This is a genomic window from Streptomyces sp. NPDC002701, assembly GCF_042889045.1.
Taxonomy (GTDB): Bacteria; Actinomycetota; Actinomycetes; order Streptomycetales; family Streptomycetaceae; genus Streptomyces.
In genome coordinates this window covers 92,393-105,226 of record NZ_JBIAQL010000011.1, presented here as the reverse complement: position 1 = coordinate 105,226, position 12,834 = coordinate 92,393, and the positions used below count along the sequence as shown (strand labels likewise).

10 protein-coding genes are annotated in these 12,834 nt (G+C 71.6%); 3 read left to right on the top strand and 7 right to left on the bottom strand.

Annotated features, from left to right (window positions below; translation table 11 throughout):
* Positions 1-191: 191 nt before the first annotated feature.
* From ACFYXC_RS26605 to pgsA, 3 genes are read right to left on the bottom strand one after another with little or no spacing between them, the layout of a single operon-like run.
* Positions 192-1,364, bottom strand: coding sequence for a glycosyltransferase family 4 protein (locus tag ACFYXC_RS26605; protein ID WP_388918188.1), 1,173 nt, complete (start codon positions 1,362-1,364; stop codon positions 192-194).
* Positions 1,361-2,383, bottom strand: coding sequence for a phosphatidylinositol mannoside acyltransferase (locus ACFYXC_RS26600; RefSeq protein ID WP_389554321.1), 1,023 nt, complete (start codon positions 2,381-2,383; stop codon positions 1,361-1,363). The genes ACFYXC_RS26605 and ACFYXC_RS26600 overlap by 4 nt, the downstream gene beginning before the upstream one ends.
* Positions 2,380-3,102: a phosphatidylinositol phosphate synthase gene (gene pgsA, locus ACFYXC_RS26595; RefSeq protein ID WP_389554320.1), complete on the bottom strand. Its 723-nt coding sequence runs from the start codon at positions 3,100-3,102 to the stop codon at positions 2,380-2,382. Before pgsA ends, ACFYXC_RS26600 begins: the two co-directional genes overlap by 4 nt.
* A gap of 272 nt (positions 3,103-3,374) precedes the next feature.
* Here pgsA and ACFYXC_RS26590 point away from each other — a divergent pair, with 272 nt between their 5' ends.
* Both ACFYXC_RS26590 and ACFYXC_RS26585 read left to right on the top strand, forming a co-directional pair.
* Positions 3,375-5,582, top strand: a complete 2,208-nt coding sequence (locus ACFYXC_RS26590) for an elongation factor G-like protein EF-G2 (protein WP_389554319.1) — start codon at positions 3,375-3,377, stop codon at positions 5,580-5,582.
* A gap of 166 nt (positions 5,583-5,748) precedes the next feature.
* On the top strand, positions 5,749-7,410 hold the full coding sequence (locus tag ACFYXC_RS26585; RefSeq protein ID WP_388918179.1) for a hypothetical protein: 1,662 nt from the start codon (positions 5,749-5,751) through the stop codon (positions 7,408-7,410).
* A 64-nt stretch (positions 7,411-7,474) separates the two neighbouring features.
* Here the strand turns inward: ACFYXC_RS26585 and ACFYXC_RS26580 are convergent, their stop codons facing one another.
* A complete protein-coding gene (locus ACFYXC_RS26580) occupies positions 7,475-8,035 on the bottom strand; it encodes an HIT family protein (RefSeq protein WP_388918176.1) in 561 nt (186 codons plus the stop codon).
* A gap of 67 nt (positions 8,036-8,102) precedes the next feature.
* On the opposite strand from ACFYXC_RS26580, the gene ACFYXC_RS26575 reads away from it, so the two are divergent.
* Complete coding sequence (locus ACFYXC_RS26575) at positions 8,103-8,786, top strand: potassium channel family protein (RefSeq protein WP_389554318.1); 684 nt, start codon at positions 8,103-8,105, stop codon at positions 8,784-8,786.
* Positions 8,787-8,824: 38 nt separating this feature from the next.
* Here the strand turns inward: ACFYXC_RS26575 and thrS are convergent, their stop codons facing one another.
* From thrS to ACFYXC_RS26560, 3 genes are all read right to left on the bottom strand, one after another.
* On the bottom strand, positions 8,825-10,801 hold the full coding sequence (gene thrS / locus ACFYXC_RS26570; protein ID WP_389554317.1) for a threonine--tRNA ligase: 1,977 nt from the start codon (positions 10,799-10,801) through the stop codon (positions 8,825-8,827).
* Positions 10,802-10,902: 101 nt separating this feature from the next.
* Positions 10,903-12,126 (bottom strand): hypothetical protein, encoded by a 1,224-nt coding sequence (locus ACFYXC_RS26565; protein WP_389554316.1) that lies wholly within the window; start codon positions 12,124-12,126, stop codon positions 10,903-10,905.
* Entirely contained in the window at positions 12,123-12,689 is a 567-nt protein-coding gene (locus ACFYXC_RS26560; protein WP_389554315.1) for a DUF4365 domain-containing protein, read from the bottom strand. The genes ACFYXC_RS26565 and ACFYXC_RS26560 overlap by 4 nt, the downstream gene beginning before the upstream one ends.
* Positions 12,690-12,834: the final 145 nt, after the last annotated feature.

Here is a 12,834-nt window from a genome sequence, read left to right as displayed (position 1 = left end):
GGTGGTGTGTGCCGGGTGCGGGCCGGTGGGGGCCGGTCGCGCAGTTCCCCGCGCCCCTGAAGGACGGGGCTTCGCCCCGGACCTTCAGGACCGCGGGGTGAAAAGCACGGCGCAGCCGGCTTTTCAGGGGCGCGGGGAAGTGCGCGACCAGCCCCCACGCACCCGCAGTCGAACCCCGCGCCCCCGGAGGGTCAGTCGCGGGCCAGGCCGAAGCGGGCCAGCAGACCCCCCGGCTCCGCCGGGTCGTCGGCGGCCGCCACCGCCGCCGCGCCGTCCGTGACCGTCTCGTACACCGACAGGATGTCCGCGCCGACCGTCGACCAGTCGAAGCGCCGCACGTGCGCGCTGCCCCGCTCCCGCAGTTCCGTGCGGCGCGCCGGATCGCCGAGGAGCCGTACCGCCGCGGAGGCCAGCGCGTCCGCGTCCTCGTTGGCGAACAGTTCGCCCGCCGCGCCCTGGTCGAGGACCTGGGCGAACGCGTCGAGGTCGGAGGCGAGCACCGGCGCCCCCGCCGACAGGGCCTCGACCAGGATGATCCCGAAGCTCTCGCCGCCGGTGTTGGGCGCGACGTACACGTCGACACTGCGCAGGAACCGCGCCTTGTCCTCGTCGCTGATCATGCCGAGGAACTCGACGCGCGGCCGCAGCTCGGCCGGCAGCTTCTCCACGGCCTCCTTCTCGTCGCCGCGCCCGGCGACCAGGAGCCGGGTGTCCGGCCGCTCGGCGAGGATCCTCGGCAGGGCCTTCATGAGGACCGGCAGTCCCTTGCGGGGCTCGTCGATACGGCCCACGAAGCCGATCGTGCCGCCCTGCCACCTCGGCTCGGGTTCGGCCTTGGCGAAGAAGTCGACGTCGACGCCGTTCGGGATGACCACGGCGTCACCACCGAGGTGCTCGACGAGCGTGCGCCGCGCGTACTCGCTGACCGCGATCCGCGCGCTGATCTTCTCCAGAGCGGGCTGCAGGATCGGGTACGCGGCGATCATCGCCCGGGACCGGGGGTTCGAGGTGTGGAAGGTGGCGACGATCGGCCCCTGCGCCGCCCAGCAGGCCAGCAGGCCGACGGAGGGCGTGCCCGGCTCGTGGATGTGGATCACGTCGAACGTGCCGTCGTGCAGCCAGCGGCGCACCCGCGCGGCCGACAGGAACCCGAAGTTGAGGCGCGCGACGGAGCCGTTGTACCGCACCGGTACGGCGCGGCCCGCCGAGACGACGTACGGCGGGAGCGGGGTCTCGTCGTCGGCCGGGGCCAGGACGGACACGTGGTGCCCGAGCGCGATGAGGTGCTCCGCGAGGTCGCGGATGTGGAACTGGACTCCCCCGGGAACGTCCCAGGAGTACGGGCAGACGATGCCGATCCTCACGACCGCTCCCCGGGCAGGACCGGTTCGTCCCGCGCTCCGGACGCCGGCTCCCCGCCGGGTGCCCCCGCGGCGCGCTCCGTGCCGGCCGATGCCGTGCGGGGTGCCTCCGCGCCCGGCCCCGGCCCGGGCTCCAGGTCAGCGAGCCACAGTCGTTGCAGCATGTGCCAGTCCTCCGGATGGTCGGCGATCCCCGTGGCGAAGGCATCGGCCAGCGCCTGCGTCATGACAGACGTCTTCTCGGCCCGGGTACCTGACTCGGGGACGTCGACGGGCGGATGGATCCGGCCCCGCATCACGGGCGTCTCGTCGTACCACAGTGTCACCGGCAGCAGCACCGCGCCTGTCTGCTGGGCGAGCAGCGCCGGGCCCGGGGGCATCCGGGTCGTGTCCCCGAAGAAGGTGACCTCGACCCCGGTGGCGGACAGGTCGCGCTCGGCGACCAGGCAGACCAGTCCGCCGCCGCGCAGCCGCCGGGCCAGCGTGCCGAACGCGGCGCCTCCGGTGTGCGGCACCACCTCCATGCCGAGTCCCTCGCGGTACGCCACGAACCGGTCGAACAGCTTCTCGGGCTTGAGGCGCTCGGCGACCGTCGTGAACGGGATGCCCAGCGCGGTGGTGGCCCAGGCGCCCGCGAGGTCCCAGTTCCCCAGGTGCGGCAGCGCGGCGACGACCCCCCTGCCCGACGCGAGCGCCTCGCGCAAGTGCTCCTGGCCTTCCGGTTCGAAGCCGTTCCTGATGCGCTCCTCGCTCCAGACGGGCAGCCGGAAGGACTCCATCCAGTAGCGCAGGTACGAGCGCATACCCGCGCGGGAGAGCTCCGTGAGCTGCTCCGGGGTCGCGTCGGGCAGCACGCGCGCGTAGTTCGCCTCCAGCCGCCGTACGCCCTTGCCGCGGCGCTTCCAGGCGATGTCGGCGATGGTCCGGCCGAGGCGCACCGCCACGGGCTCGGGGAGTCTCTTCACGGCTCCCCAGCCCGCCGCGTACGCCGCGTACGTCAGCCGGTCCCGCAGACCGCTCACGAGGTCGCCCCGCTGTTCCGCGAGGTGTTCCCGGACGTGTTCCCCGGTGTGTTCCCCGTCGTGTGCTCCGGCGGGACGGCCACTGCCGCGTCGGCCTCGGCGGACTCCCTGCGCACGGTGACGACGCGCTGGACCAGCGTGACGACACTGCCGACGGCGACGATCCACAGCGCGACGGGCAGCAGCACGTCGATGCCGGGCACACCGAAGGTCTTGTGGAAGCCCGCCAGACCGGCCGCGACCAGCGAGATCACCAGACGTTCGGCGCGCTCGACGAGGCCGTTGACGGCGACGGGCAGACCGATCGACTCGCCGCGCGCCTTGGTGTAGGACACCACCTGGCCGCTGGCCAGGCAGAAGATCGAGACGGCGCACAGGATGTTGTTGTCACCGCCGCCCGCGTACCAGAGGGCGAAGCCGCCGAAGATCGCGCTGTCGGCGACCCGGTCGAGCGTCGAGTCGAGGAAGGCGCCCCAGCGGCTGGAGCGGCCCAGCTGGCGCGCCATGTTGCCGTCGACCATGTCCGAGAACACGAAGAGGGTGATGACGATCGTGCCCCAGAAGAGCTCTCCTCGGGGGAAGAAGACCAGCGCGCCCGCCACCACTCCGGCCGTGCCGAGAATGGTGACCGTGTCGGGGCTCACCCCCCGGCGGATGAGAAACGCGGCGAACGGTGTGAGGACACGCGTGAAGAATGCACGCGCGTACTTGTTCAGCATGGCCTTCCCGAGGGTCGGTGGTGGCCGGGCGGCCCTTGCTGGCCACCGGCTGGCCCATCGTAGTCACGCGTGCGCGTGTGCGACGGCCGGGCACCCGCCCCCCGGGTCACGTCCTGGTGACATCCGGGCGACGGCACGATCGCGTCCGGTGTATGGACGCACCGTGACCCGAGTGCGAAGCTCGATGGCACCGCGGGCGTCATCGGAGCCGCCATACGCGGATCCGCAGACCCGCGCCCACAGTGACCTCACCGTGTACGGGAGGCAAGTCCATGGGCGACAAGGCGAACGCACACCCCGGAGCCGCCGGCAGGGCTACGGCGGCCGACCACCCCGCGTCCGTACGGAATGTGGTGCTGGTCGGCCACAGCGGATCGGGCAAGACGACCCTGGTGGAGGCTCTCGCGTTGACGGCGGGAGCGGTGAACAGGGCGGGCCGCGTGGAGGACGGCGGCACGATATCCGACTACGACGAGATCGAGCACCGGCAGCAGCGCTCGGTGCAGCTCTCCCTCGTACCGGTCGAATGGGACGGGTACAAGATCAATGTGCTGGACACTCCCGGATACGCCGATTTCGTCGGCGAGCTGAGGGCCGGTCTGCGGGCGGCGGACGCGGCCCTCTTCGTCGTCTCGGCCTCGGACGGCGTCGACGGCTCGACGCGCGTGGTGTGGGAGGAGTGCGCGGCGGTCGGCATGCCCCGGGCCATCGTGGTGACGCACCTGGAGTCGGCCCGGGCCGACTTCGACGAGATGACCCGGATCTGCGCGCGGGCCTTCGGCGCGGACGACCCCGACGCCGTACTGCCGCTGTACCTGCCGCTGCACGGCCCGCAGGGGCCCGACGGACACGCGGCGGTGACGGGGCTGATCGGACTGCTCTCGCAGCGGCTGTTCGACTACGCCTCCGGGGAGCGCAAGGAGTCCGAGCCGGGTCCGGAGCAGCTGCCGCTCATCGAGACGGCCCGCAACCGGCTCATCGAGGGGATCATCTCGGAGAGCGAGGACGAGACCCTCATGGACCGCTATCTCAGCGGCGAGGAGATCGACTTCGCGACGCTCGTGCAGGACCTGGAGCGGGCCGTCGCGCGCGGGGTCTTCCATCCGGTGCTGGCCGCCGCGCCCGCCGCCGAGGGCGCCCGGCAGGGACTGGGCACGGTGGAACTCCTCGAACTGATCACGGGCGGCTTCCCGACCCCGCTGGAGCGTGCGGCCCCGGCGGTCACCACCCCGGACGGCCGGGCCCGCGAGGTGAAGGCGTGCGATCCGGACGGGCCGCTGGTCGCCGAGGTCGTGAAGACCGCCTCCGACCCGTACGTCGGCCGGGTCTCGATGGTGCGGGTGTTCTCCGGGACGCTGCGCCCCGACGAGACGGTGCACGTCTCCGGGCACGGGCTCGCGGACCGCGGCCACGAGGGCCGCTCCCTCCACGAGGCGGACGAACGCATCGGCGCCCTCTCGGCTCCCTTCGGCAAGCAGCAGCGCGTCCTGACGCACGCGATCGCCGGTGACCTGGCCTGCGTCGCCAAGCTGAGCCGCGCCGAGACCGGCGACACGCTCTCCGCCAAGCACGACCCGCTCCTCATGGAGCCGTGGCAGATGCCCGACCCGCTGCTGCCGCTCGCCATCCAGGCGCACAGCAAGGCCGACGAGGACAAGCTCTCGCAGGGGCTGGGCCGGCTGGTCGCGGAGGACCCGACGATGCGCCTGGAGCAGAACCAGGACACCCACCAGGTCGTCCTGTGGTGCCTGGGCGAGGCCCACGCGGACGTCGCCCTGGACCGGCTGCGCAGCCGGTACGGCGTCCAGGTCGACGTCGTACCGCACAAGGTGTCCCTGCGGGAGACGTTCGCGGCGAAGTCGACGGGGCGCGGACGCCATGTGAAGCAGTCCGGCGGACACGGTCAGTACGCCATCTGCGAGATCGAGGTGGAACCGCTGCCCGGCGGCTCAGGCATCGAGTTCGTCGACAAGGTGGTCGGCGGGGCGGTGCCCCGGCAGTTCATCCCCTCCGTGGAGAAGGGGGTGCGGGCCCAGGCCGCCCGGGGGGTCGCCGCGGGCTATCCGCTCATCGACGTGCGGATCACGCTGCTGGACGGCAAGGCGCACTCCGTGGACTCCTCGGACGCGGCGTTCCAGACCGCCGGCGGGCTCGCCCTGCGGGAGGCCGCGGCGGACGCGCGGATCCATCTCCTGGAGCCGGTCGCCGAGGTGACGGTCCTGGTGGGCGACGAGTACGTGGGGCCGGTGATGAGCGATCTGTCGGGCCGGCGCGGGCGGGTCGTCGGCACCGAGCAGTCGGCCGGCGGCCGGACCCTCGTACGGGCGGAGGTGCCCGAGATCGAGATCGGGCGGTACGCGGTCGATCTGCGGTCCCTCTCGCACGGCACCGCCCGTTTCAGCCGCGCCTACGCCCGGCACGAGCCGATGCCACCGCAGTTGACCGACAGGATCCGCGAACAGGCGCAGGGCATTTCCTAGTTGGTTCCTCTTCCGGCCGGCGGACGGCGGTGGACGTCCGCCGACGGATGCCCCCTCCTGGCGATACCCTGGGCACCTGATCAAGACGATGACCTGATCAACAGGTGTGCGGGGCACGGAAGTCGGGAATGCCGCAGAGCGGGGCACGGCGGCGATGGGGGCGGCAATGGCGGACGAGGGATTCGATTTCAGGCCCGGGGCGCAGGTTCCGCTCTCGGGTTCCGCGGGACAGACGGCGGCGACGTTCGCGCTGGCCTCCGCGGCCTACCGGGACAGCCCGGTCGACGTGATCCTCGACGCCAACAGCGAATGGCACCAGTCGAAGGTCTCGCCGGGCCGCAGCTGGGCGTCGATCTTCAAGCCGAACCTGGGCGAGGCGTTCGCCCGGGCCGTGCAGCTGCGGATGCTGGGCGGCGGCCGCAGTCCGCTGATCCAGTCCTTCGGCACGGAGCCGCAGGTCGTCGTCGAGCACTGCCTCGCGGCGAACCGCATCCGCAAGGAGCGGGACAGCTGGCTCACGGCCGTGATGGTGCTGACCGGGCTGATCTTCCTGCCCGGCCTGCTCGTCTGGCTGCTGGTCTTCACGATCCGCAGGTCGGTCGCCAAGTCCGAGGACAAGCGGGCCGGCGCCCTCGCCACCACGATCCTGGTCGGGGTGGGCGCGCTGGCCGTCCTCTTCCTGGTCAAGATGCCGTTCACCGGTTTCTGGGCCTGGTATGCGCGCGCCGCGATCGTCGCGCCCGTCCTCGGCTGGGTCTGGGCGAAGCAGATCTGCGAGCGCACCGCCCATGACCTGCGGGAGCGCTGGAGCAGCCTGCTGGCCGGCGGCGGCATCGGCGCCAAGATCCCGGAGGCGGTGCCCGGCAGTCCCGGCGAGACGGCGGCCGAGCGGCTGCGCCAGGGCCTGGCCAGGCTCAGCGCCGAGCAGCAGTCGAACTCGGTCTTCTACGCGGGCCCCAAGGGCATACTCGGCATGGGCACGCGCTGGGGCAGCTGGCAGCTCGCCGAGGAGCTGGTGCCGGCCGATCCCACCAAGGAGATCCATCCGTTCCGCAGCTGGGACGTCATCCGGTCGATCCACGACCAGCTGCGCATGCTGGAGCGCGGTCCGCTCAACACCGGCGGCTTCCCGGCACCCTCGATAAGGCACTGGGTGGTCACACCGATCGGCGAGAACGCCGGGTCGGTGTCCCGTCCGGGCGGCACCGACGTGGATGCATACCAGGTCAAGCCGCACAAAATACAGGAGATCTGCAACAAGCAGCAGTTCGGCAGCGGTGACCGGCACTACCTCGGGGTGCAGTGGACGCTCTGGGACGGCCAGCTGGTCATCACCATGCTGATCACCGTGACCGTGCTGCACGAGACGCTGCGCATCGAGGTCACCGGCCATGCCCTGGGGCCCGTGCACTCCCTCTTCACCAGCGGGCCCGCCGCCAAGACGAAGACGGTCCCGAAGACCGTGCGGTTCTGGGAGACCAAGACGCAGAAGCTGCCGCTGGTCGACGCCGACGAGGTCGTACGGCTCGCGGTGCGCGCGCCCTTCACCTGGTACCCGCCGATCCTGGACTACCTCGGCGGCAAGCTGACCCTCCCGGAGCCGTTCGGCCTGCGGCACGCCTGGGCGTCCAAGCCCTGGCGGCACCGCTTCATGGCCGACGACGCCCTGCGCGCCGCGACCCCCGTGCTGCGTGTGGTGCACGCGGCCGCGATCCGCGTGCTGAAGGACAACGGCGTCGACACCGAGAAGTTCGGCAACCGCTCGTCGAACCTCAGCACGGCCGTCCAGGACGTCGCCCCCAGGAAGGCGGACCTCTACGACGCGTAGGTGTCCGTGCCGCGCGGACGTCCGCGCGGCACGGCCGCCGTGGTGTCCGGAACGCGGCGGACGCTCAGGACGCCGGCCATGCCTCGGCGAGCATCTTCCGGGTGTCCGCGAGGAGTTGCGGCAGCACCCGGGTGTGCCCGACCACCGGCATGAAGTTCGTGTCGCCGCCCCAGCGGGGCACGATGTGCTGGTGGAGGTGGGCGGCGATACCGGCGCCGGCGACCGCGCCCTGGTTCATGCCGATGTTGAAGCCCTGCGCGCCGGACGCGGTCCGCAGCGCCGTCATCGCCTGCTTGGTCAGCTCACCTAGTTCGAGGGTCTCCGGGTCGGTCAGACCGGTGTAGTCCGCGACGTGCCGGTAGGGCACGACCATCAGGTGCCCGCCGTTGTACGGGTACAGGTTGAGCACCGCGTAGACCTGCTCGCCGCGCTTGATGACGAGACCGTCCTCGTCGGATTTCGCCGGGATCGAGCAGAAGGGGCAGCCGTCGTCGGCCCCGGGACCGGTGGGCTTGTTCTCACCCTGGATGTACGCCATCCGGTGGGGCGTCCACAGGCGCTGGAACGCGTCCTGTGTGCCGACTCCGATCTGCTGCTCCGGCTCACTCGTCATGCCATGCAGCATATTGCTTCGCCCGTTCGCGGCGTGTCGGCGGGTACCGCGCGCGAGGGCTCCCGGCCAAGCTGAGGCGATGGACGACGACAGCCGCACGGCCCGCTGGGAGCGCCGCACCGAGATGCCGCTCGCCGTCACCTCGGTGCTCTTCCTCGCCGCGTACGCGGTCCGGGTCCTTTACCACGGGCTGCCGGAGCCGTGGCGGGACGTGTGCCTGGCGGTGACCCTCGGGGCCTGGACGGTGTTCGGGGCCGACTACGCCGTGCGGTGGCGGCTGAGCGGCCGGGGCGCCCGCTTCGTACGGACGCACTGGCTGGACACGGTCGTCCTGCTGCTGCCGCTCCTGCGTCCCCTGCGCGTCGTGAAGTTCCAGGAGGCCGTGCGGCGCCGGCACGGCAGGCCGCGGCTCGCGCTGCACGCCCGCGTGATCACGTACGCCGGCCTGTCGGTGGCCCTGCTCGGCTTCGCGGGTGCGCTCGCCGTCTACCAGCAGGAGCACGCGGCACCGGGCGCGACGATCCGTACCTTCGGCGACGCGGTGTGGTGGACCTGCGCGACGCTGGCGACCGTGGGGTACGGGGACGTGGCTCCCGTGACGGCGGCGGGGCGGCTGATCGCGGTGGCCCTGATGGCGGGCGGGCTCGCCCTGCTGGGGGCGGTGACGGGGTCGTTCTCGTCGTGGCTGCTCCAGGTCTTCGCGGACGAGGAGAGCGATGGGGGCGCCGGCCGGGGCGAACGGGAGAGGCCCCCGGGAGGCTGAGCCTCCCGGGGCCCGCGGGCAGGTGGGGAGCTGTCGGATCAGACCTGCGTCCGCTCCTCGACGACCTTCGCGATCTTCGCGATGGCCTCGTCGAGCGGGATGCCGTTCTCCTGGGAGCCGTCGCGGTAGCGGAAGGAGACGGCGCCGGCCGCCATGTCCTCGTCGCCGGCGATGACCATGAAGGGCACCTTCTGCTTCTGCGCGTTGCGGATCTTCTTCTGCATGCGGTCGGAGGACGAGTCGACCTCGACCCGCAGCCCCTTCTTCTTCGCCTCGGCGGCGAACGTCTGCAGATACTCCACGTGCGCGTCGCCGATCGGGATGCCGACCGCCTGGACGGGCGCCAGCCACGCCGGGAACGCGCCTGCGTAGTGCTCGAGGAGGACCGCGAAGAACCGCTCGATCGAGCCGAAGAGGGCACGGTGGATCATGACCGGCCGCTGCTTGGAGCCGTCGGGCCCGGTGTACTCCAGGTCGAAGCGCTCCGGCAGGTTGAAGTCGAGCTGCACGGTCGACATCTGCCAGGTCCGGCCGATCGCGTCCTTGGTCTGGACGGAGATCTTCGGGCCGTAGAAGGCGGCGCCGCCCGGGTCGGGGACGAGCGGGAGGCCCTGCTTCTCGGCCACCTGCCGCAGTGTCTCGGTGGCCTCCTCCCACACCTCGTCCGAGCCGACGAACTTCTCCGGGTCCTTGGTGGACAGTTCCAGGTAGAAGTCGGTCAGGCCGTAGTCACGCAGCAGGTTCAGGACGAAGGTGAGCGTCTTGTCGAGCTCCTCCGCCATCTGCTCCTTGGTGCAGTAGATGTGCGCGTCGTCCTGCGTGAAGCCGCGGGCGCGGGTCAGGCCGTGCACGACACCCGACTTCTCGTACCGGTACACGGTCCCGAACTCGAAGAGGCGCAGCGGCAGTTCGCGGTAGGACCGGCCGCGCGCGTCGAAGATCAGGTTGTGCATCGGGCAGTTCATGGGCTTGAGGTAGTAGTCCACGCCCTCGTCGAGCTGCATGGGCGGGTACATGCCGTCGGCGTACCAGTCCAGGTGGCCCGAGGTCTCGAAGAGCTTCCCCTTCGTGGCGTGCGGGGTGTAGACGAACTCGTAGCCCTCCTCCTCGTGCCGGCGGCGCGAGTAGTCCTCCATGACCCGGCGGACGACGCCGCCCTTGGGGTGGAAGACGGCGAGGCCGGAGCCGATCTGTTCGGGGATCGAGAAGAGGTCCAGTTCGCTGCCGAGCTTGCGGTGGTCGCGCTTCTCGGCCTCGGCGAGGAAGTCGAGGTGCGCCTTCAGCTCGTCCTTGGAGGGCCAGGCGGTGCCGTAGATGCGCTGGAGCATCGGGTTCTTCTCGCTGCCCCGCCAGTACGCGGCGGCGTTGCGCATCAGCTTGAACGCGGGGACGTTGCGGGTGGTGGGCAGGTGGGGACCGCGGCAGAGGTCCTTCCAGCACAGGTCGCCGGTCTTGGCGTCGAGGTTGTCGTAGATGGTGAGCTCGCCGGCGCCCACCTCGACGTCCGCGCCGTCGTCACTCGAAGCGGACCCCTTGAGGCCGATCAGCTCCAGCTTGTAGGGCTCGTCGGCGAGCTCCTCGCGGGCGGCCTCGTCGGTGACCACGCGGCGGGAGAAGCGCTGGCCGCGCTTCTGGATCTCCTGCATCTTCTTCTCGACGGCCTTGAGGTCCTCGGGCGTGAAGGGCCTGGCCACGTCGAAGTCGTAGTAGAAGCCGTCCTTGACCGGCGGGCCGATGCCCAGCTTGGCCTCGGGGAACAGTTCCTGCACGGCCTGCGCCATGACGTGCGCGGTGGAGTGGCGCAGGATGTTGAGGCCGTCCTCGGAGGAGATCTCGACGGGCTCGACCTCCTCGCCGTCCTTCACCTCGTACGCGAGGTCCTTCAGCTCGCCGGCCACGCGGGCCGCGACGACGGTGCGCTCGCCGGGGAAGAGTTCGGCCGCCGTAGTGCCCGTCGTCACCACGCGCTCTTCCCGCTCGGAATCGCGTTGGATGATCACACGGACGTCTGACACCGGACTCTCCTGACTGAAGGGGGGTAACACTCACGGCATCGCACTGCCATGCCTGCGGCGATCCTACCGAGCGCCGGGCACCCCTCGCGAAACAGCCGGTCTCAGTCCCCGCTGCACGCCTCCTCGAAGAAGTCGAGGTTCTCCTGCAGGGACTTCATCAGCCGGTCCCGCTCCGCCTCGTCGACCTGCACGGGCGCCACTCCGGACGCCCCGGTCAGCCGCCGGAATCCGCCGCGGCTCTCCAGCCGCCCGTGCACCCGCACCGGCAGTCCGACCAGATGGGCGTGCCCGGCGATGCGGTACGCCTCCTCGTCGAGGGTCATCCGCACGTGCGGCACCTCGGCCCCGGCGATCACCCGCAGCCGTACGGTGCCGTCGCCGCGCGGCCCGGACCTGCGCATCCGCACCACCGCTCCGGTGACGCGCACCGGCACGGACGGTTCCTCGCGCAGGTAGCGGGCCGCCGCCTCGCGGAGCGCGGGCAGGTCACCGGGTGAGAACTCGACGGGTTCCGCGGGCGTCGCACACCCCTCGGGGACCCCGGCCGCCGGCGCCCACTCGACGGCGATCCGGGCTCCTTCCGTCCCCCGGACCAGCGCCACGAGTGCTTCCGTGAGCTCATGGCTCACGCCTGCCTCGACCGCTCCGTCGAAGGCGTCCATGCCGCCGGTCGCGCGCTGGTAGTCGATCGCCTCACGGGCCGCGTACAGCGCCTGGTGGAGCCGGACGGCGAGCGGCCGGCCGGTGGCGACCGGCACGAAGGCGGTGAGCTGACGGCCTCCCGGGGCGGCTCCGACGAGGACGTTCTCCAGGGACGCGGCGGCGGCCCTGCGGTGGCGCGCGCCGTAGTAGCCGGCGCTCGCGCGGGCGGCGAGGGCGCCCGCGAGCAGCGTCTGCCGCGCCGCCGTGCGCAGCTGCTCCTCGACGGTCCACGGCGATGTGCCGACGGGGCCCGTCGGCACATCGCGCCACCAGCGGATCTCGTCGCTGGGCACGGCGAGACCGACCAGCACGTCACGGGCGGCGGGCGAGCCGCTGCGGAACAGCGCGACGAGGGCCTCCCCGAGGAGGTCCTCGCTGTCGGGGAACGCCCGGCTCTCCGGCACGAGCAGGCTGGTGCCGGCGCCGCCGGGCCCGGGCGGGGTCCAGCGGCCGTACCGTCCGGGCGCTCCGCCGCGACGCTGCCAGCCGTGCCGGTGGAGGAGCGCGCCGAGAACGGCCGGGTCCACCTGGTCGGGGCGCGGCGGCCGGTCCCACAGGTCGGGCGGCTCGACGGGGTGGGGCCTGACGGGGCGCAGTGGCTCGTCGATGGGGCGGTGCGTCACGGTCTGCCTCCCGTACCGACCCGCGTCATCATGTCGCAGAGCGCCCGGTCGTCGAAGATGCGCGAGGTCGGTATGCGCACGGTGGTCCTGCGCCGGCCGGTGATCCGGTGTCCGGCGAGGTTGATCCAGTAGCAGCAGTGCCGCAGGTCGAGGCCGTCGTGGCCGGCACGCAGCCAGTCGTCCTGTGACCTCGGCACGAGCATCACGACCAGTATTTTGTGCACCGAGACCGGGGACCGGGCCAGCTTCTCCAGGTGGGCGTTGTCGAGCGTGAAGGAGAAGGCGGTGCCCGAGGGGTTCGGCGGGATCTGGTACGTGCACTTGAGCTGCACCTTGATGGTGACTTCGTCGTCGACCGTGTGCCCGGGGGCGCTGTGGCTGACGTGCCAGTCGATGCCGTTGTCCGGAAAGGGCTGGGACAGGGAGCAGCCCGAGGCGGCCGCCACCGCGTGCAGATAACCGACCTGCAGTGTCTCCATGCATGCCGTGGTGGCCAGTGAGCCGCGATGGGGTGCCGTCCGTCGGGGCAGCAGCCCGCCCTGCTCGGGCTGCGCGAGCGCCATGTCCAACAGCCTTCCGAATCCGGTGAGTTCCCGCGACGGGTCGCTGATCTGCGAGGACCCGTATCTCTGTTGTCTCCTTCCGGCGTACGGCGCAAACAGCCCGGGTATCACAAAAAGGGCAGGGGACGGCGCGTCAACTGCCGAA

Excerpts from the sequence above, each read along its gene's own strand:
- pgsA (WP_389554320.1), bottom strand. The coding sequence starts at position 3,102 with ATGCTGAACAAGTACGCGCGTGCATTCTTCACGCGTGTCCTCACACCG.
- ACFYXC_RS26590 (WP_389554319.1), top strand. The coding sequence starts at position 3,375 with ATGGGCGACAAGGCGAACGCACACCCCGGAGCCGCCGGCAGGGCTACG.
- ACFYXC_RS26585 (WP_388918179.1), top strand. The coding sequence starts at position 5,749 with ATGGCGGACGAGGGATTCGATTTCAGGCCCGGGGCGCAGGTTCCGCTC.
- ACFYXC_RS26580 (WP_388918176.1), bottom strand. The coding sequence starts at position 8,035 with ATGCTGCATGGCATGACGAGTGAGCCGGAGCAGCAGATCGGAGTCGGC.
- ACFYXC_RS26575 (WP_389554318.1), top strand. The coding sequence starts at position 8,103 with ATGGACGACGACAGCCGCACGGCCCGCTGGGAGCGCCGCACCGAGATG.
- ACFYXC_RS26560 (WP_389554315.1), bottom strand. The coding sequence starts at position 12,689 with ATGGCGCTCGCGCAGCCCGAGCAGGGCGGGCTGCTGCCCCGACGGACG.